The sequence below is a fragment of the Persephonella sp. genome (assembly GCF_027023985.1).
Lineage (GTDB): Bacteria > Aquificota > Aquificia > Aquificales > Hydrogenothermaceae > Persephonella_A.
Genome location: NZ_JALVTW010000023.1, coordinates 1 through 20,155 on the forward strand (window position 1 = coordinate 1; position 20,155 = coordinate 20,155).

At 33.7% G+C, this 20,155-nt stretch carries 19 protein-coding genes and 2 pseudogenes; 7 read left to right on the forward strand and 14 right to left on the reverse strand.

Annotation, left to right across the window (positions count from 1 at the left end; translation table 11 throughout):
• Positions 1–367 (reverse strand): methyltransferase domain-containing protein (locus MVE07_RS05790; protein ID WP_297455262.1); only part of this gene is annotated, 367 nt, incomplete at its 3' end.
• 115 nt (positions 368–482) lie between these two features.
• On the opposite strand from MVE07_RS05790, the gene MVE07_RS05795 reads away from it, so the two are divergent.
• The 4 genes and pseudogenes from MVE07_RS05795 to uvrB all read left to right on the forward strand — a co-directional run.
• Positions 483–713, forward strand: a complete 231-nt coding sequence (locus MVE07_RS05795) for a DUF6290 family protein (RefSeq protein ID WP_297455265.1) — start codon at positions 483–485, stop codon at positions 711–713.
• 3 nt (positions 714–716) lie between these two features.
• A complete protein-coding gene (locus tag MVE07_RS05800; RefSeq protein ID WP_297455268.1) occupies positions 717–977 on the forward strand; it encodes a type II toxin-antitoxin system RelE/ParE family toxin in 261 nt (86 codons plus the stop codon).
• Between the two features lie 192 nt (positions 978–1,169).
• Positions 1,170–2,717, forward strand: a pseudogene (locus MVE07_RS05805) (LAGLIDADG family homing endonuclease); the annotation flags it as partial.
• A 6-nt stretch (positions 2,718–2,723) separates the two neighbouring features.
• A pseudogene (gene uvrB / locus MVE07_RS05810) lies at positions 2,724–4,577 on the forward strand (excinuclease ABC subunit UvrB); the annotation flags it as partial.
• Positions 4,578–4,600: 23 nt separating this feature from the next.
• On the opposite strand, the gene MVE07_RS05815 reads toward uvrB, so the two are convergent.
• Positions 4,601–4,972 (reverse strand): CZB domain-containing protein, encoded by a 372-nt coding sequence (locus MVE07_RS05815; RefSeq protein WP_297455271.1) that lies wholly within the window; start codon positions 4,970–4,972, stop codon positions 4,601–4,603.
• Positions 4,973–5,118: 146 nt separating this feature from the next.
• Here MVE07_RS05815 and MVE07_RS05820 point away from each other — a divergent pair, with 146 nt between their 5' ends.
• Positions 5,119–5,253, forward strand: a complete 135-nt coding sequence (locus MVE07_RS05820; protein ID WP_297455273.1) for a hypothetical protein — start codon at positions 5,119–5,121, stop codon at positions 5,251–5,253.
• Here the strand turns inward: MVE07_RS05820 and MVE07_RS05825 are convergent.
• From MVE07_RS05825 to MVE07_RS05870, 10 genes are all read right to left on the reverse strand, one after another.
• Positions 5,250–5,423, reverse strand: coding sequence for a hypothetical protein (locus MVE07_RS05825; protein WP_297455275.1), 174 nt, complete (start codon positions 5,421–5,423; stop codon positions 5,250–5,252). The two genes, MVE07_RS05820 and MVE07_RS05825, sit on opposite strands and share 4 nt — an antisense overlap.
• Before the next feature lie 53 nt (positions 5,424–5,476).
• Complete coding sequence (locus tag MVE07_RS05830; RefSeq protein WP_297455277.1) at positions 5,477–6,685, reverse strand: MFS transporter; 1,209 nt, start codon at positions 6,683–6,685, stop codon at positions 5,477–5,479.
• An 85-nt stretch (positions 6,686–6,770) separates the two neighbouring features.
• Entirely contained in the window at positions 6,771–7,373 is a 603-nt protein-coding gene (locus tag MVE07_RS05835; RefSeq protein ID WP_297455279.1) for a serine/threonine protein kinase, read from the reverse strand.
• Complete coding sequence (locus tag MVE07_RS05840; RefSeq protein WP_297455281.1) at positions 7,363–8,037, reverse strand: TIGR00730 family Rossman fold protein; 675 nt, start codon at positions 8,035–8,037, stop codon at positions 7,363–7,365. Before MVE07_RS05840 ends, MVE07_RS05835 begins: the two co-directional genes overlap by 11 nt.
• Positions 8,030–10,651, reverse strand: a complete 2,622-nt coding sequence (locus MVE07_RS05845; protein WP_297455282.1) for a tetratricopeptide repeat protein — start codon at positions 10,649–10,651, stop codon at positions 8,030–8,032. Before MVE07_RS05845 ends, MVE07_RS05840 begins: the two co-directional genes overlap by 8 nt.
• On the reverse strand, positions 10,648–11,604 hold the full coding sequence (locus MVE07_RS05850; RefSeq protein WP_297455284.1) for a hypothetical protein: 957 nt from the start codon (positions 11,602–11,604) through the stop codon (positions 10,648–10,650). The genes MVE07_RS05845 and MVE07_RS05850 overlap by 4 nt, the downstream gene beginning before the upstream one ends.
• A gap of 65 nt (positions 11,605–11,669) precedes the next feature.
• Complete coding sequence (locus MVE07_RS05855; RefSeq protein WP_297455286.1) at positions 11,670–12,707, reverse strand: PilZ domain-containing protein; 1,038 nt, start codon at positions 12,705–12,707, stop codon at positions 11,670–11,672.
• A 42-nt stretch (positions 12,708–12,749) separates the two neighbouring features.
• Entirely contained in the window at positions 12,750–14,177 is a 1,428-nt protein-coding gene (gene glnA / locus MVE07_RS05860) for a type I glutamate--ammonia ligase (protein ID WP_297455287.1), read from the reverse strand.
• Between the two features lie 32 nt (positions 14,178–14,209).
• Complete coding sequence (locus MVE07_RS05865; RefSeq protein WP_029520755.1) at positions 14,210–14,548, reverse strand: P-II family nitrogen regulator; 339 nt, start codon at positions 14,546–14,548, stop codon at positions 14,210–14,212.
• Between the two features lie 111 nt (positions 14,549–14,659).
• Positions 14,660–16,093 (reverse strand): aldehyde dehydrogenase family protein, encoded by a 1,434-nt coding sequence (locus MVE07_RS05870; protein ID WP_297455290.1) that lies wholly within the window; start codon positions 16,091–16,093, stop codon positions 14,660–14,662.
• 64 nt (positions 16,094–16,157) lie between these two features.
• Here MVE07_RS05870 and ruvA point away from each other — a divergent pair, with 64 nt between their 5' ends.
• Together ruvA and cysM are read left to right on the forward strand one after the other, a co-directional pair.
• The gene (gene ruvA, locus MVE07_RS05875) at positions 16,158–16,640 is read left to right on the forward strand and encodes a Holliday junction branch migration protein RuvA (RefSeq protein ID WP_297455291.1); all 483 of its coding nucleotides are present in this window, start codon (positions 16,158–16,160) and stop codon (positions 16,638–16,640) included.
• Between the two features lie 96 nt (positions 16,641–16,736).
• Complete coding sequence (gene cysM / locus MVE07_RS05880; RefSeq protein ID WP_297455293.1) at positions 16,737–17,684, forward strand: cysteine synthase B; 948 nt, start codon at positions 16,737–16,739, stop codon at positions 17,682–17,684.
• On the opposite strand, the gene MVE07_RS05885 is transcribed toward cysM, so the two are convergent.
• Together MVE07_RS05885 and MVE07_RS05890 are read right to left on the reverse strand one after the other, a co-directional pair.
• Positions 17,681–18,895, reverse strand: a complete 1,215-nt coding sequence (locus tag MVE07_RS05885; RefSeq protein WP_297455295.1) for a glycosyl transferase — start codon at positions 18,893–18,895, stop codon at positions 17,681–17,683. The genes cysM and MVE07_RS05885 overlap by 4 nt on opposite strands.
• A gap of 12 nt (positions 18,896–18,907) precedes the next feature.
• The gene (locus tag MVE07_RS05890; RefSeq protein WP_297455297.1) at positions 18,908–20,155 is read right to left on the reverse strand and encodes a glycosyltransferase; all 1,248 of its coding nucleotides are present in this window, start codon (positions 20,153–20,155) and stop codon (positions 18,908–18,910) included.

Genomic DNA, 20,155 nt, shown 5'->3' on the forward strand with positions numbered 1-20,155 from the left:
GGTATTCCTGCCCTATTTCAATAGCATCTCCGACTCTAAATTCAGCTTTGTCTAATAAACCAGCTTTGCTGAAAAATTCCTTGGCAAGATTTATATTTTTTTCCTGATAATCTATTAAAACAACCTTTCCGTTTTTTAACCCTTTTGTAAACCAGTAAGCAGAATAACCAAAGCCTGAACCTATTTCCACAACAAGTTTAGGATTTTTAAGTCTCGTTAGCAAATATAAAAGTCGTCCACCTTCCCTGCCAATAATAGGAAAGTCCTTTTCTTTAGCATACTCTTCCATTTCCAGAACTATCGGGTCATCTTCTACAGAAAGATTTTTCAAATACTCCTCAAGCTTTGGATTTATCAAAAATTCCATTTATTTCCCTCTAAAAAACTTAAGATTAATATCTTATGAACTTTTTTATCAAGTTGCAAAGTTATAAAATTAGTATTAGATTTGTGTATAAAAATGTGTAAAAGGAGAGAAAGTCATGCCTGCAGTAAGAATAAATATATCCCTTGATAAAGAAATAGCAGATGAGCTTGAAAGCATAGCTAAAGAGCTTGGAGAAAAGAAAAGCCATATCATAAGAGATGCCCTTATGTATTATTTTGATTATCTGGATGTGAAGATTGCTGAGAAAAGATTAAAAGATATAGAAGAAGGAAGAAGTAAACTTATTCCCGCTGAGGAAGTCTGGAAAAAACTGGGTCTGGAGTGATTAATGTATAAGCTTGTTTTTGAAGAAGAAGCAGCTAAAGAATTCTCAAAACTTCCTAAAAATATCCAGCGGATTATTAGAGAAAAACTTATTATTCTTTCGAAAAATCCAGACTTAATTAAAAACAACATAAAAGTCTTAAAAGGAAAATACAAAGGCTTAAAAAGACTAAGAGTGGGCAAGTATAGAGTGATTTTTGACCAGAAAGATGAAGGGCTAATACTCCTTAAAATTAGAGTGGCTTCAAGGAGAGAAATTTATTGAATTTTCACATTTTTATAATATCTTTTTCATAAAAAAATCCGAGAGAGGAAGATGGCAAAAAGTCCTTTTAGTATAAAACTGCCTTTTGAACCTGCAGGAGACCAGCCCAAAGCAATAAAACAGCTTTATGATAATCTTAGACATGGCGTAAAAGAACAGGTTCTACTGGGAGCCACTGGAACAGGGAAAAGCCTGCATCCTGAAGAATATGTCTTAATAGGTGAAAAATTTGGAGAAAATATTTATTGGTTTGTTAAACCTATCAGTAAAGTCTTTGATGAGCTTTCAAATAGATTTGAAACGATACTTGTTAAAAATGAATATATAACATATCTGCCAGAAAATAGATTTTTCACACTTAGCTTTAACCCTAAGACATTTCAAGAAGAAATCAAGCCTCTTTACGCAATCACAAAACATAAAGAAAATAGAAAATTACTTAAGATTAAATTTTCCGATGGAAGAAGTATAATCACAACACAAGACCATAACTTTTATGCACTAAAAAAAGAAGAAGGATTTAGACTTTACGAAACAAAACAGCTAAAAGAAGGAGATTTTGTCCCGATACCAAGAAATCCATTTATAAAAGCAAAAGAGCCTGTTAGAAAGATTTATATAACAGATTATATAGAAAGAGATAAAAGTCATATCTATTTTGAGTGTGAAGAGGAAAATTATGAAAAATTCTATTCAGGAGAGAGACTAACACAAAAAAAAGTAAGAGCTAAAAATCATGGAGAAACTGGAGTTCCTCTTAAACTGCTTGAAAACCAGATTGATGAATCTGAAATAGCCTTAAAAACAAATACATCTAAAAATAAACTTTCCAATAAAATTGTCTTAAATAGAAATTTCTTAGAATTTCTTGGGATTTATATAGCAGAAGGATTTTCAAACGGTAGAACAATCTCAATTTCTACAGACGAAAACTATTACAAAAATATTGTGGTCAATTTTTTAAAGGAGTTTGGCTTAGAACTTCACTTTCATAAGTATGATATAAAAGCAAACAATGTAATTCTGGCAGAGTTTTTAGGAAATTTAGCAGGAAAAAAATCAGGGGATAAAAAACTTCCTGAGTTTTTCTTAAACCTATCTGACAAACAATTAGGATACCTGCTAAGAGCAATATTTGATGGCGATGGAACAGTTGAAAAAGACGCTATAACTCTCACCACAAAAAGCAGAAAGCTGGCAAATGATATTTTATATGCACTTTTAAGACTTGGTATATGGGGAAGGGTAAGAAAGATATTTAAAAAAGCTACAAATACCAACCATAAAGGAGATTTTTATTATCAGGTAACGATTTCAGGGGTAGAGAATATAAAGCTTTATCTTAAACATATTGGATTTAATCTTAAAAGAAAATTAGAAAAAGCAAAAATTTTAGCAAACAAGGAATACAACACAAATGTTGATTTAATTCCATTTACAGGAAAGCTAATTAAAAAGCTAAGAGAAAAAAATAAACTTCTTCAAAAAGATATACTTGCCAAAAGGCAGACCCTTTCTGCCATAGAAATAGAGAAAAGAAATCCCTCTTATAAAATGTTCACAGAAATAATTAAAAGTTTTGAAGAAAAAGATATATCTGCTAATAGCTTAAAGAAATACAGCAATTTGAGATGGAATAAGATAGAAAGTATAGAAGAAATAGAGTTTGATGGTTATGTTTACGATTTTTCTGTTAGGGATAACGAAACATTTTTAGCTGGATTTGGCGGAATTTTTGTTCATAATACATTTACTATAGCAAATGTTATAGAAAAATACGGTAAGCCTACACTTGTTTTGACACACAACAAAACCCTTGCTGCACAGCTTTACAGAGAGTTAAAAGAACTATTTCCTGATAATGCTGTTGAGTATTTTGTGTCATACTACGACTACTATCAGCCTGAGGCTTATGTCCCTGAAAAAGACCTTTATATAGAAAAAGACAGCTCTATAAACGACGCAATAGACAGGCTTAGACACTCTGCAACAAAAAGTCTTATAGAAAGGCCTGATACTATAGTTGTTGCCTCTGTTTCCTGTATATACGGGCTTGGAACACCAGAGTTTTACGAAAAACTAAGGCTTCAATTGTATGTCGGTCAACAGATGGACAGGCAGGAACTTTTAAAAAAACTGGTTGAGCTTCAGTATCTAAGAGATGATTTTTCATTTAAGAGAGGAACCTTCAGAGTTAAGGGAGACACTGTTGAAATTATTCCTTCCCACGCAGAAGATAGGATAATCAGAGTTGAGTTTTTCGGGGACGAAATAGACAACATAACAGAGATAGACCTGTTTAACAGGGATATAAAACAAAGGCTAAATACTACGGTTATTTTTCCGGCAAGCCACTATGTTATCCCAAGACCTGATATGGTAGAAGCCATAAAACAGATACAGATAGATTTAGAAAAAGAGGTTGAGGCGTTTAGAAGACAAGGAAAAGAGATAGAAGCAAACAGACTTTGGCAGAGAACAAACTATGATATTGAGATGATGCTTGAGCTTGGCACATGTAAGGGTATAGAAAACTACTCAAGATATTTTGATGGCAGACAGCCGGGAGAAGCACCTTATACACTTATGGACTACTTCCCTGATGACTATCTGCTTATAGTTGATGAGTCCCACGTTACTATCCCACAGGTCAGGGCTATGTATAACGGGGACAGAAGAAGGAAAGAAAATCTCGTTAAATACGGCTGGAGAATGAAATCTGCCTATGATAACAGGCCACTGAAGTTTGAGGAGTTTCTACAAAAAATAGAAAGGGCTATATACGTATCAGCAACCCCTGCAGACTGGGAAATAGAAAGAAGCAAAGGTGTAATAGTAGAGCAGATTATCAGACCAACAGGACTACTTGACCCTGAAATAGAAGTTAGACCAACAGAAGGACAGATAGACGACCTTATAAATGAGATATGGAATATAAAAGAAAGAGGAGAAAGGGCTATTGTTATTACCCTTACAAAGAAAATGGCAGAAAATCTTGCAGACTATCTGGAAGAAAGGGATATTAAGGCTATTTATCTACACTCTGAGATAGACACAATAGAAAGGGCAAAAATAATAAAAGAGCTGAGGGAAGGGAAATACGACGTTATAGTTGGTGTAAATCTCCTTAGAGAAGGAATTGACATGCCTGAGGTTTCTCTGGTTGCTGTTTTAGATGCAGATAAACAAGGTTTCCTCAGGTCTACAACAGCACTTATCCAGATAATAGGAAGGGCAGCAAGAAATGTCCACGGAAAAGCTATTTTATATGCTGACAAAATTACTCCAGCTATGAAAAAAGCTATAGAAGAAACAAACAGGAGAAGAAAGATACAGCAAGAATACAACGAAAAACACGGCATAACTCCAAAATCAGTTAAAAAAGAAATTAAAGACCTTATATCCCTTGAAGAGATTGGTATTTACGAATATGCCGATTATATTCCAGAAGATGTAGAAACAGAAGAAGACCTTATGAAAAAGATAGAAGAGCTTGAAAAACAGATGTGGAAAGCTGCAGAAAACTGGGAGTTTGAAAAGGCAGCAGAATTAAGAGACCAAATAGAAAAACTCAGAAAATTAGTTGGTGTAGTTAAATAAGTTAGATATTATTTTTACTTGCTTTATGTAGTTGTTAGCTCTCTTTTAGCTGTATTTTTAAACTGCAAAAGCTTTTGAAAGAGTTTAGTTGATATATCTTTAATCATCTCCAGTTGATTTTTATTTTCTTTGCCTTCCAGGATACCTTTGGAGACAGCATGAAATTCACAATGAAGGTCATAAATTTCATTAAATAAAGTTTTTAAATTTTCTGGTAGTTTTTCTACACATTCATCTTTTATGATATCTATTGCTTTTCCAAATGCACATGAATGGCAATCTGTAGGCTGAAATTCTATTTTTCCATCTATTGCTTTTTCAAGTTTATTAATATATATCGCATGTTGAGACAGATAGATATCTATTTCTTCTGCAAGTTCTTTTATTTTATTCACTGCTGCCCTCCCAATCTATACTTTTATATTTTTTGTATTTAATTATAAAGAAGTAACTATAAATTTTTATGGAATAAATCATATAGCTTAAAGTCTAATCAAAAGAAACCGATAATTGTAGTAAATAAAAGTCAGGCGAAAAAAAGATGTTTACAGAAAGTAAAACAGAACTTATGATATGGTTGTTTTTATTTGCGATGATAATTGCAATCTTTCTGTTAGATAATTCTCTTTCTTCAAATCTGCAAACTCCACAGGTAAGTATAACAGTGAATTTTTAGACATATATATCTATTTTGTGATTTCCTTCTTTTTTTGGATTTTCAGTTTCCATTTTTTTCTTTTCTGATTTCTTTTTAGGTCTTCTATAAACAGTCCATAATCTTTTCTGCGCTTTTTCGTCTGTAGAAGGCTTTATTCTTAAAACATTAGCAATATCTGGCCAATCCATATAATACACCTCCCCCTTATAAATATGAAAGTTTTTTTCTAAAAGGCAAATTTTTATTTCTTCATTCTTTTTTCTTTAACGCTTTCAGGCATTTCAAGGGTTAACACTGTTATAAGCCATATAAAAGTTATAATGCCCAGGAATATGAAAACTGCCTTATGTCCGTATTGGAGTAGATAACCTGCTGATGCACCACCTACAAAAGCACCAAGAAATTGGGCAGTATTGAAAACTCCAGAAGCAGTTCCTTTAACCTGTGGTTTTGCATATCTACTCATAAGAGAAGGCATAATTGGTTCTAGCATCATAAATCCTGTGAAGTAAACAATTATAGCTATTATTGCAGGAACAAACTGGTTTTCAAATTTTATAAATAGACCAAATGAGAGTATAAGAATAAGGATTGCTACTATTTTGACTTCTTTGATTAAACCTTTTTTCTCGGCAATTATAGTAGAAGGCACCATAAGGGTAAGACCTACCAAGAACATTACCAGATATACTTTCCATAAATCTCCTACATCCATAAATTGCTTCAGAATTAATGGAGCAGCTGTAAAAACAGCAGTAAGCCCCATATGAAGAACAAACATCCCAAAGTCCATTTTAAGCAGGTTTTTATCTTTTAAAACTGTCCCAAGATATGAACCTGTAAATTCTGCATCTTCATGGTGGACAATTACTTTAGGTCTCGGTATTCCCCAGATTATATATGGAATAGAGATCAGAGCCAGAAGGGCTGTAAATCCGAATACCCCTGCAAGCCCAAAATGTGCAGCTATCCATGGTCCCAAAACCATACCAAAAGCAAAAGCCATTCCTATGGAAGCACCTATTGTTGCCATTGCCCTGGTTCTGATTTCTTCACGGGTAAGGTCTGCTATAAGTGCTATAACAACAGAGGAAACAGCACCCATACCCTGTAAAAATCTACCTGCTATAAGGAGGTATATATTCTCTTGCAGTGAGGCATAAGCTGCCAGAAGACTACCGAAAACAAATATTATTGTTGAAAATATAAGAATTGGTATTCTACCTATTTTGTCACTTAAAAGTCCGTAAGGTATCTGAAAAAATGCTTGTGTTAAACCGTAAGCACCAATTGCAAGACCAACTAAAAATGATGTTGCTCCGGGAAAATCATGGGCATAAATACTGAGCACAGGTAAAACCAGAAACAGTCCCAGCATTCTAAGAGAAAATATTGCAGAAAGTCCAAGAGTTGCCTTTTTTTCCTCAGGGGTAAAATCTTTGTCTATCAATTACTCCACCTCTGCAGTTAATATTTATTAACTAATTATACTCCTCAAAAACATAAGGTTTAATATTATCTATATCATAAAAACTTTAATCCTTAATATGAAGAATATCCAGTATTTTCTGAAAGTTTTCTTCTGTTTTATTCTTCTTATAGATTTTTGCTGCTCCCATTAACTTTTTTTTATCAAATTCCGGAAGATATTTACTACCTTCTCCAAGAATAAATTGAATTAGCTGTGTTACATTTTGAAGGTTTTTAGAGAATTTACTCCTTTCAAAATCAATTAGATAAACCTTTAAGTTGTTATCAACAAGGACATTTGTATATGGTCTGTGCATTTCTTCTTTGTTTATCCCAAGTTTATCCAGAATTCTGGCCTGTTTTAAAAGCTGGGAAATTAAAATTTTTGCATTTTCTTTGTTTATTACCTTTTTTAATGGCTGTCCATGGATAAATTTATAAGCTATAAAATCTTCACCGGTAAGAACAAGTTTTCCACCTATGCCATATTGATTAACAACTTTCAGGATTTGGGCTTCTTTTTGAATATTAGGAATAAATTGTTCCTCAGAAGCTACTTTAAATGCCAGTTCTTGATTATCTAAATAGCCTTTATAAACTTCCCCTCTCCATCCTTCTCCTATTAGTTGAAGGTCTCTTATCTGGTTCTTTATGTCTTCAAATTTCATATTCGTAATGCTGTGAATAAAAATCAACTATAATCTCAACTATTTCGTCAAGGTCATCGCTTATCTGGAATAACTCAAAATCTTCTGGGGAAATATACCCATCTGCAAGGACTTTGTTTTTTATCCAATCTACAAGACCATTCCAATATTCGCTACCATACATAATAACCGGGAAAGGTTTAAGCTTTTTAGTTTGGATTAAAACCAGTGTTTCTGTAAGTTCATCAAGGGTTCCGTATCCACCGGGGAATAAAACATAAGCAGTTGCATATTTGTTAAACATTACTTTTCTGGCGAAGAAATAACGGAAGTTAAGCGTTACTGTAGCATAAGGATTTGGAATTTGCTCCATAGGTAATGTTATGTTAAGACCTACAGAACGACCTCCTCCTTCTTTGGCACCTCTATTTCCGGCTTCCATTATTCCGGGACCACCACCGGTGATTATGGAAAATCCTTTTTGCACCAATTTCTTAGCAAGTTCTCTTGCTGCTTCATAATATTTATTTCCTTCCCTTACCCTTGCAGAGCCATAAAAAGTAACTGCAGGAATAAATTCAGGTAAAACTTCAAAGCCATCAACAAAATCACCAATAATTTTGAATAATCTCCATGCATCTTCTTTTTTTAATTCATTAATAAAATACTTCTCTTCCCTATTCATTTCCTGCTTTACTCCTTGCTTTGTTTAGAACTCTCTCCGCCTCCCTGACTCCCATTGCAGCAGCTTTTTCCAGGTCTGATATAGCTTTTCTATATTCTCCTTTTACATAATTACCGTGTTCATAATAAAGTTTACCTCTAAGGTAATAAGCACGGGCATTGTTAGGATTATATTTTAATACCATTGATAAATCATTTATAGCTTTTCTATAGTCTTTAAGCTTTAGATAAGAAAGAGCTCTTATATAATAAACATTTTCATTTTTATATCCGTTATTTATAGCTTTTGTAAGATATGTTATAGCCCTTAAATATTTTCCGTTATCGTAGTAGATTTTACCCATATAGTAGTAAATTTCCGAATTTTTGTATCCTGAAGCTTCAGCTTTAAGTAGATACTTTAATGCTTGATTATAGTTTTTTTGAGAATAGTAATATTTACCTTTTATGTAATAGGCCAGAGGTAAATTTTTACCATGCTGGATTAAAAGGTCTGCATAATGATTTGCCTTTGATAAATTCCCAGTTTTCATGTAAATAATTGCAAGTTTGTTTATTATGTCAGGGTCATTGCTGTTTTTTGCATACTTCTCCAAATAATTAAGTGCTTTTCTATAATTACCAAGTTTAAAATAAGTCTGTCCAAGGTAGTAAGTTATTTCTTTGTTATCTGAATATGCCTGTTTTGCCTTTTGTAAATATTTAAGTGCCATATTGTATAAACCTTGTTTATAGTATTCTTTCCCAAGAAGCAGATATAGTTTATATATTTTAGGTTCAATCTGGTCTGATATTAAGGGATTTATTGCCATAGCTTTTTTATAAAATTCAAGGGCATCTGAATATCTGCCTTGTTGATTATATCGGTTAGCTATTTTGATATATATCTGGGAGAGCTTATCCCTAAGGGATTTTTTTAAGGAGGGTTCTATAAAAATTGCTCTCTGATAGTGCCGCAGAGCCACAAAATAGTTTCCTTGTTTATATTCTTTGTCTGCCAGTTTTAGATAAAGGGCTGCTTTTTTTGTTTTTGCCTCCGGAGACTTGGAACGTTGATAGTATAGTAATGCAGAATTAGTATCTCCTAATTTCTCATAAATATGGGCTATTTGAGGGTATATTTTTGCAGGATTATTTGTGTAAGCAAGAGCTTTTTTGTAATAAACAAGAGCCTGTTTTAGAGCCTTTTCTTCATAGGCTTTTTGGGCTTTATCTAAATAAATTTTTACTACTTTAGGGCTTATATCCTTTTTGAGTTTAGGGTTTAATTTTAGAGCTTGTAAATAAAGCTCTAACGCTTTATCATAATTTCTCTGGCTAAAGTATATATCAGCTATTGCTTTTGTAATTTGTGGATCTTTTTTGAGTGCCTGTGCCTTTTCTAAATAATTAAGTGCTTTATTGTAATCTCCAACTGTAAGGAAATGGAAACCCAGATTTTTATAAGCATTAAATAATTTTTCCTTTATTTGAGGCATATTTTGAAGTTTTTCATAATAGGATATAGCTTTTTCAACTTGATTTTTCTTTAGATATATATCACCTGCAAGAAGTAAGGCTGACGGGTTATCTGGCTGAAGTTTTAATACTTTTTTTACGACTTCCAGAGCTTTATCTATTTCTCCGGTCTCATAAAGGATTTTTCCATATAAAAGCAAGGAGGGTATATGGTCTGGTTTAAGTCTTAAGGCTTTCTTTAAAAAAGAAATTGCTTCTGGAATATCAATTCTGTTATATGCCTTTCTGGCAAGGATATAGTATATTTCCGGGTCATTTATATGTTTTTTCTGTATTTCATCTATATCAACCTGAGAAAGTATAAAATCCAATTTATCATTAAGACTTTGGTCTTGAATACCGAGACTCTTTGCTTTAAGAAGTGTATCCAGTGCTTTAGAATATTCTTCCATTGATACGTAATCGTCATAAATTCTCATATATATATCAAAAAGTTCTTTTTTAAGTTGCGGATCAGGTGTTTTTTCCAATTTAAGTAATTTTTCATAGTAATAGGCTACTTTTTTAAGATTTCCCTTTTCCTTATATTTTTCTGCAGCTATTTTTGAGAGCTCCTTTATTTTGGCAACTAATCTGGTTTTGAGTGCTTTTATATCTTTTTCATTTTTGAAAGGGCTGTTATCTATAGTTTTAATGGCATCTTCATAGATAGAAATATTATTTTCTATATCTGATATGGAGTTAAAAAACTTAGCAGTTTTCAGATATATCTCTATTTTTTGCTTTAATCTTCTTTTTTCCTTCAAGAGCTGTTCAAGCTTCTTTTCATTAATCCACTTGCCCTGATAGTATATATAACCTTGGGCAACTTTTTGCATAATAGGATCTTGGGAAAGTTTATTTTTTAGTTTGTTTATCTCATCATGTTTAAAAATTTTGAGGATTATCAATTGGTCGTATCTTTTTAAAGCTCTGTCAAACAGTGATTTAGCCTTTTTATATTCCTTTTTTTGATAAGCAACTTCTCCTTGTTTTTCAAGGTCTTTTGCCAGTTCATATAATTCCTTTTCCTGCAGTATATAAACCCCAAAATAAATTAAAACTGCTGAAAATAAAAGAATAAGTAGTAGTTTTATCTTCCCCCTTATAAAATTCACTGTTTAACCTCTTCAAACTTTTTCTGATATATTTTTAAATATTTATTTTTCTGCTCCATAAATCTCTTAATTATAGGAGAAAGTTCTGATAGAATTTTTTTATCTTTCTCTTTTACTTCCATTGCTGTTGAAATTTCCTTACTTAAAGAGGCTTTTTTACCTAAAAAGCTGTAAAAATCATCAATATTAATTCTGATTAATGCTTTGAGATTTTCTATAATTCTAAGATATGCGTATGTTCTTCCGTTACGCCTTGTTTCATAATAGCTGAAATTTTCCCTAACCTCTTTTATTACATATCTATTTTTTTTCATATCACTAATTAACTGACCAAATGCATTATCAAGCTCCTGAAAATATTCAAGTATATAATCTTTATTTGTAAAAAATAACCAAGAACTTTTTATACCTTTAAGAGTTTTAATATACTCCTCCAACATCTTCTTGGTGACTTCAAATCTATGTATTATCTCTTCATCAAGGAGATTTTTCATATCTTTTGTTAGATAGTTAAGCAATTGGTCTGTATGTTCCAGTATGGCAAATATTTTTGAATCATTATTAATGAAAATATCTATAACATCAGTATCACCGGCTTTCATAGCCCAGTAAAGAAAATATAAGAAGTCCTTATGGAAGTTTACATAATTTGATAGATATAATCTTTCAAGGATTTTTGCTGATTTTATATCTCCTGTTTTATTGTAAGACAAAGAACAGTATTTGATTGTTTTTAGTTTATATTCATTTTGAAAGTTTCTTATATAATCTTCTTTCAGATATTCTTCTTGATATTTTTTGTAATATTTTTCACATAAAACCGGCAGAATATTAGGGTCTTTTTTCTTTTCGTAGAGTATTTCTAATTCATCGGTATCAAGGTTTTTGTAATCAATACAAGAGTTTAGAATCATAAAGATACTTATTAGGAAAAATACAATAAATTTTTTCACTTCCCTACCCCTTATTAGAGGAACTATTTATAAATATATTATTCATTATTTATATTGTAAACATTTTATCCAAATTTATTTTTGATTAGCTCTTTTAATTTTTGTTGTTTTTTCTTTACAAATTTTAAGATAAAGGCTTCGTCTGAAGGTTTTATATTTTTGAATTTTATACCATAACAAACCGTATTTTTTCTTTCTACTATATTAACAACCTGCCCATTTATTTTAAGCTTCTTTCCATCAAGTTCAAAATCTATTTCAAGTTCAGTTCCCACTCCAATTCCTGTAGTTTTTCTTTTATCCTGAGGTATACAAATTCGTATTCCTCCAGCACTAATATCTCGACCTTCTGCTGTTATTATTTGGGGTTTCACTTCAGACAATATTTTGGTTCGGACAGGTATATCTATCTCAACTCTGGCATATTGCCTTCTTTGAGTTCTTTTCATATCAATATGATGTGGAATTTGAAGTATTACTTTGCCCCCTTCTTTGACAATATCTGAAACTTCACCTTCAAGAGTGTATATGGCATCGTCCCTTCTTAAAAATATAATCTTTACTCTTTTGCCTTTTAAATCTGGAGGGGAAACAACATCAACTAAAAGCCAATACATATATTTTTCATCTTTATCGTATAAAGAAACTGGAAATGTTTGGTTCTGGTAATTTAGTCTTCCCCCTTGAAACAGTTCAATATCCTTTGTGGATGTTAGGGGTACAAATGGAGGAATATAATCAAATCCTAATTTTTTACGACTTTCTTTTATTAACTCTTCATCGTAGTTTTGATTTTCGTTCACATACTGGTCTATTACTTTTTCAAAAGATGCTTTTACTTCAAGTGACAAAAAAGGGTCTCTATTAAGTTTCTTTGAGTATTTCCATAAGATATCTATTATCCTATCAGACAGTCCTTTTTCTTTTGCGTTTTTATAAAAAAATTTTTTTAAAAATCGGGCTTTTATTGTTTTTCTGAAATAGATGATTGCTATAAAAACAAGGACTAAAAAAAGAATTATGAAAATTAAGAGTAGAATTTCTGTTAATTGCGTATTAGTTGCTGACTTAAAAGATTCAAGTGCTTTTAGTCTTTCGTCCAATTATTGACCTGATAAAAAGGGGGCTTTTGCCCCCTTTTTTGATTAAATATCGTAATATAATTCGAATTCTTTAGGATGTGGAACAAGTCTAATAGCATCAACTTCTTCTTGTTTGGTTTCAATCCACATGTTGATAAAGTCTTCGTCCATAACTCCGCCTTTTGTGAGGAATTCCATATCCTCTTTGAGAGCGTCAATTGCTTCTTGGAGAGAAGCTGGAGTTGATGGAACATTAGCAAGTTCTTCCGGTGGGAGAGAGTAGATATCTTTGTCTAATGGTTCTCCTGGATGGATTTTGTTTTCAATACCGTCAATTGCAGCCATTAACAGAGCTGTAAATGCAAGATATGGGTTAGAGGATGCATCTGGGAATCTTACTTCTATTCTTTTAGCTTTTGGAGAAGCTGAACCCATTGGTATTCTTATAGCTGCAGACCTGTTTCTTGCAGAGTAAGCAAGTTTTACTGGAGCTTCAAATCCTGGAACAAGTCTGTGGTAAGAGTTAGTTGTTGGGTTTGTAAATGCCGCAATAGCTTTTCCGTGTTTGATAATTCCACCGATTGCATAAAGTGCTATTTCAGAAAGACCTGCATACTGGTCTCCTGCAAATTGGTTTTCACCGTTTTTCCATATTGAGAAGTGTGTGTGCATTCCTGAACCGTTATCACCGGCAATTGGTTTTGGAAGGAATGTTACAAATTTTCCGTGTCTGTATCCAACATTTCTGAGAACATATTTGTATTTGAGAACGTTGTCTCCAGTTGTTACGAGGTCAGAGAATCTGAAGTTAATCTCACCTTGTCCTGCTGTTCCAACCTCATGGTGTTCTCTTTCTACTGTAATCCCAACTTCTTCAAGTGTTTTTACCATATCCCTTCTGATTTCTGCCATCTTGTCTAATGGTGGAACAGGGAAATATCCTCTCTTGTAAGGTGTTTTGTATCCAAGGTTAGGCATTTCTTCTCTACCTGTATTCCACCAACCTTCAATAGAATCTACTTCATAGTAAGAGTGGTTTGGTCCATTGCTGAACTTGATGTCATCAAAGATAAAGAATTCTGCTTCAGGTCCAAAGTAAGCAACATCTCCAATTCCTGTAGATTTGAGGAATTCAATAGCTTTTTTAGCTATTTGTCTTGGGTCTCTGCTGTAAGGCTCTCTTGTAATAGGGTCAACAACATCACATACCAGTGAGATATTAGGGTCGTCTATAAATGGGTCAATAAATGCAGATTTTGGGTCAGGTATAAGGAGCATGTCTGATTCCTGAATACCTTTCCATCCTCTAATTGAAGAACCATCAAATGGAATTCCTTCTTCAAAGCTTTCAGCTGAAAATTCATGGGCAGGAATTGTTAAGTGTTGCCATTGCCCAAATGGGTCTGAGAATTTCAGGTCAATAAAGACAACTCCTTTTTCTGAAATTACTCTTAAAACATCGTCCGGTGTTTGACACTGTATCATTGCCATGAAAAATACCTCCAAAAAGTTTTTATTTTCTATTAAATAGCCTCAGGGCCTCTTTCTCCTGTTCTTATTCTTATAACATCCTCAACAGGAATAACAAATATTTTTCCGTCTCCAATCCTTCCAGTTCTTGCTGCATTTGCTATTGTTTCAACTACCTTTTCTACCATTTCATCATCCACAACTATTTCTATTTTCAACTTAGGGAGAAAATCTATTACATATTCTGCTCCTCTATAAAGCTCTGTATGACCCTTCTGTCTTCCAAAACCTTTAGCCTCAGTAACAGTCATACCATATACACCGATTTCTGTAAGGGCATCTTTAACCTCATCCAGCTTAAAAGGTTTGATGATTGCTTCTACCTTTTTCATTTCTACCTCCGTTTATGTTTTAAAGCAAAATCTTTGCCAATTTATAAAGGTTTATTTTTAGCTAAATACCATATTTACAGCATATTTTTTATGCATATCAATGCACATTATTTAAGCATTCAGGTCAAAAACTATCACTTTTATTTCTGTATAATCTTCAATTGCAAATCTTGGCCCTTCTCTACCTATTCCGCTTCCTTTTACTCCACCGTAAGGCATATTATCCGCCCTAAATGTCGGAATATCATTTATTATCACACCACCCACCTGTGCACCTTCTATAAATTTCCAGGCATTTTTTATGTTGTTTGTAAATACACCAACCTGAAGACCGTAGTTTGATTTGTTTACCAGTGCTAATGCCTCATCCATATTCTTAAATTTCTTAACTGTTACAACTGGAGCAAATGCCTCTTCATAAAACAGTTTTGATTCTTCAGGAACATCAACAACAACTGTAGGCTGAAAAACAGTTTTTTCTTCAGAACAGGCTATTCCTCCCCTTTCTACCTTTGCACCTTTTTCTACTGCTTCTTGTATCCATGATTGTATTCTGTTTACTTCATCAACTGTAATTACCGGACCTACGTCTGTTTCTTCATCCATTGGGTCCCCAAATTTAAGTTTTGAAACTTCCTGTTTTAAAAGTTTATAAAATCTATCTGCAACTTTTTCATGGACAAGTATTCTTTGAACAGAGATACACACTTGACCGGCAACTGCAAATCCACCTGCAACAGCTTTTTTAGCTGCAATCTCAAGATTAGCATCCTCATCAACCACTACAGCAGAGTTAGAGCCAAGCTCCATAACAATTTTTTTCAGTCCAGCCTGTTTTGCGATAATTTCTCCTACTTTAAGGGAGCCTGTGAAAGAAACCACCCTTACATCTGGATGAGTTGTCATTGCTTGTCCAACATCTGCAAAACCCGGGATAATTGAAACTGCTTCTTCAGGAACACCGGCTTCTAAAAATAGTTCACAAAGCATTGTTGGAGAAAGCGGTGTTCTTTCGCTTGGCTTTAAAATAAATGGACAACCTGCCGCTATGGAAGGAGCTATTTTATGGGCTGTAAGGTTGAGGGGAAAATTAAAAGGAGTTATTGCAGCAACAATACCTGCCGGTTCCCTAAAATAAAAGCCTTTTTTACCTTTACCGTTTGGGGAGGCGTCTATATGAACATACTCCCCAGGTATTCTTTTTGCCTCTTCAGCTGACAGGGTTATAGTATTAATTGCCCTTTCTACTTCTGTTCGGGCTTCTTTTATGGTTTTTCCTACTTCATAAACAATGGTTCTGGCAAAGTCTTCTTTCCTTTCTTCAAGAAGATTTGCTACCTTCAGGAGAATTTTATATTTTTCATAGGATGAGAGTTTCTTAAGTTTTTGAAGACCAATTTTTGCTTTTTCTACTGCTTTTTGAACATCTTCAGGAGAGCCTTTGGGAACTTCTCCGATTTTTTCCTGGGTGTAGGGATAAATAACATCTATCTTTTCTTCTTTATCTACCCTCTGCCCACCAATTATCATCGGAAGCTTTATCATAGTTGTATGCCCTCCTGACTTTATATTATTTTAATACAAAATTGTTAAATTTTGGGGAGATTTAATGATTGAGTTTATTCAGGGAAATATTGTTGAAAAAAATGAGAACTACATTGTTATTGAGAAGGGGGGAATAGGGTTTAAAGTTTATGTGCCTTATGAAATTGAAGATGGAAAGGTCTATACAAAATTAGTAGTTAGAGAAGATGGATTTTTTCTATATGGGTTTAAAAACAGAGAAGATAGGGATTTGTTTGAACAGCTTACAGGTATAACAGGGATTGGTGTAAAACATGCTTTTTCTATTTTAAAAAGATTTACCGGTGGAGAGGTTATTCAGATTATAGATGAAGGGGATGTTCAGGCTTTAATGGATGTGCCTGGGATAGGTAAAAAAACCGCCCAGAGAATTATTTTTGAGCTTAAAGGAAAATTACAGTTTTTTGAAAATGAGTTATTAGAGGATATTGTAAATGCTTTATTATCCCTTGGTTTTGAAAAAAAAAGATGCTGTATGGGCTGCAAGAGAAGCTCTGAAAGAAACTAAAGAGCTTGAATCTGCAATAAAGAAAGCCCTTCAAAAACTGTCTGAAAAAGGATAGAATTTTATAGCTTTATATAAAAATTATAAAGGTGTAGGAAGGTGTGGATTTTAGGAGAACATGATGAACCGGTAAGAAAGACTCGTAAGTCTATACTGGAGCTAGTTGGAAATACCCCTTTAATAAAATTAGAAAAATCCCTTCCAGATGATATAAAGGAAAAACCTGTTGAGATATATGCAAAATTAGAGGGATATAATCCCGGTGGCTCCGTTAAAGATAGACCTGCCACCAGAATGATTGTTGAAGCAATTCAGTCCGGTAAGTTAACAAAAGACAAGATTATTCTGGATGCTACCTCAGGTAATACAGGTATTGCACTTGCTATGGTTGGAACTGCCCTGGGATATAAAGTTGAGCTGGCAATGCCCTCAAATGTAAGTGAAGAAAGGAAAAGAATTATTCAAGCTTACGGAGCTAAAATACACTACACTGACCCGCTACAAAGCACAGATGGGGCAATCCTATATGTCAGAGAGCTTATAGAAAAATATCCCGATAAATACTATTACATTGACCAGTATAATAATGATGCAAACTGGCGTTCCCATTTTTACTCAACAGCTGTTGAGATATGGAATCAGACTAATCAAAGGATTACACATTTTATAGCCGGTATTGGAACCGGCGGAACAATAATGGGAACAGGTAGAAGATTAAAGATTTTTAATCCTGATATTCAGATAATAGGTGTTCAACCTGACAGTCCTTTTCATGGAATAGAAGGGCTCAAGTATATAGAAACATCCATTAAACCAGGAATTTTTGACGAAAATAGGTTAGATAGGACAATGTTCATAGGAACAGATATTGCTTATGAAAGGGCAAGAAGTCTTGCCAGAAAAGAGGGGGTATTTGTAGGGCAGTCATCAGGAGCAGCCTTTGAGGCTGCTATCCAGATTGCAAGAGAAATAAATGAAGGAGTTATTGTTTTTATATGCCCTGATGGCGGCGAAAAATATCTGACAACTGCCCTATGGGAAATTTAAGGGTCTTTATTATCTGCTTCAACTGCTGCAATTAACCTTTCTGATATATCAGGTAAAGCTGCCCTTACACGAACCCATGCAGACATTAATGGAACACCGATAGGGTCATTTCTAAAATCTTCTTCTGCCAATTTTAGAGCCTCTACAAAAGCTTCTATAGCTTCAATCTCTGCATGTCTGTCATATTCAAGTCCATTAATAAGAGAAAGGGCATTATATTTTTCTATCGCATATCTTGCTTCCTGTAGATAAGTAGTTAGTAATGTCCTGAAAAATCCCCCTGAAAAAACAAATCCATCGTGAGCAAGAACCCTAAATAGTGTTTTTGCTATATCAGATGCCATTTTTACAAGTCCGACGGATGTTTCTCCTTTTTTAATTTTTTGATGTTTATGTTCATAAGTTTCCATCACCTCAACCTGACATACACGGTTAAATGAGGTGTTATTATAAACTTCACTGAGCATTGAAACCTCGAGTCCCCATGTCGGAGAAATTCTAATTCCCCTTGCTAAACTTCTGATAAATGCAAACTCCCCGGAAAGTGCATATCTGAAACTATCAAGGTATATAAGGAACTGTTTATGCCCTAGAATTTTCATTAATGCACGGATTAAAGGAGTATAGAAAAGTCTTGTTACCCTGCCATATAGTTTATTAGTTACCCGTGCGTAATATCCCTTGGCAAATTCAAAATCAAGAGCTGGAGAAACAACAGGGTAAAACAGCCTTGCAGGCAACTCCCTTGAATAGTTAACAATATCACAATCATGTAGGGCTATTGCATAGGCATTTACATCGGAAAGTATGTATCCCAAGCTCATCCAGACAGATCTACCTTTACCGGGAATATCAACTGTAAATCCTGCTTCTCTAAGAAGTTTATATAGTTCTTGCATACGGGGACCATCATGCCAGATAACATCAACCTTTGTTGGAATTTCTGACATTATTTTTTTGACTTTTCTAAATTCCTCCTCAGAGGCTCTATCAAGGGATAAGACTATTTTGTATAGATATTTTATTTTTTTAAGCTCCTCAACTATTTTTGGCATTGCAGGGCCTTCAAATTCTGAGTATAAAGCAGGTAAAAGCAATACCATGTTTCTCCTTTTTGCAAAAAGTTGCAATTCATACTCAAGTTCTTCCAGTGTCCTTGTGTTAAATCTTTGTAGTGTTGTTATGACGCCATTCTGGAAAAAGTCAGCCATAAGACCCTCCTCTTACCATATTTTTATTAAGTAATCTTTCATATTTTCAAATATTTCAGCCTGTTTGTTGTAATATTCTTCAGCTTCATCATCTGTTTTGTCTTTAAGCTCATTAACTAAAGAAGCTACCCTTGCATTATAAAGAGGTATCATTGTATCAAGGAGTTTGAATTTCTGTCTCGGTGTTGCATGAAAATAAGCTGCGTATCTATAAACGATACGAACCCAATTTTCTATAGGAAAAATAAAGTTTTCCGGATTTTCTTCCATATAAAGTTTTTTGATTAATCTAAAATCTTCTTCTTCTAAAATGGATTTCCATACACCACCGAAGTTATTATAACCAATTTTAAAATACTCAATAAGTCCCTGCTGATCTATCTCAAATGGCTTTGGTTCTTGTCCAACATAATCCCCAAGAATTGGGACATCCTTTGAACCTTTAACTTTTTTCCAAAAACTTTCATACTCTTCCATAAGTCTAAATATTGTTCCTACTACTTCCCTATACATCTGGGACAGGTCTTTTCCTGGGTCTTTCTCCTGATGAATTTTTGCCCCCAGTCTTGCCTGACAAATTTTATAACCATCTACAATGGCTGTTGTTGTCATCCATATATCTATTCCAAATTTGGCAACTTCTGTTTCCCACACATCTTTATCAAGATAATCTTTTATCAGTTTATAGGACATACCAAAATCACCGCCTATAGGTTGGCGAATTCTGTATCCATAAAGGGCACGGGTAAGGTTATAGGCAATAGTATTTGTTATAGTCCCATCAAATTTGTATCTTTTGTAGTAAGGACAAACATAATCATATCCTTGATATATTGGTTCTATCACATTTTTAACCCATTCCGGCGTGATAGACTTAAGGTCCGAATCAAATGTGGCAACAGCCTCTGCCTTCAAAAATTCTGCAGCTTCAAAAACAGCTCTTAAAGCAGAACCTTTACCGGGTATTCCTCTGTAGATAGTTACTATTTTTTCTATGTTATATTTGGAAATATCTGTGTTTTCTGCAATTTCCCTTGTATCGTCTGTAGAACCTCCATCTGAGACAAATATCAAACATTTCTTGTCTTTGAAATACCTATCAAGACCTTCTGCTACCTGTTGAATTACATGGGATATTGTTGTCTGACTATAATAAGCAGGAATACCTACCACTATATCTGCATATCCAAGCTGTTCTATTTTTTTTCTGGCATCCTCCCTTAAAGCTGTTGAAAACCTTACCGGTGGAAGTTGAAGCAT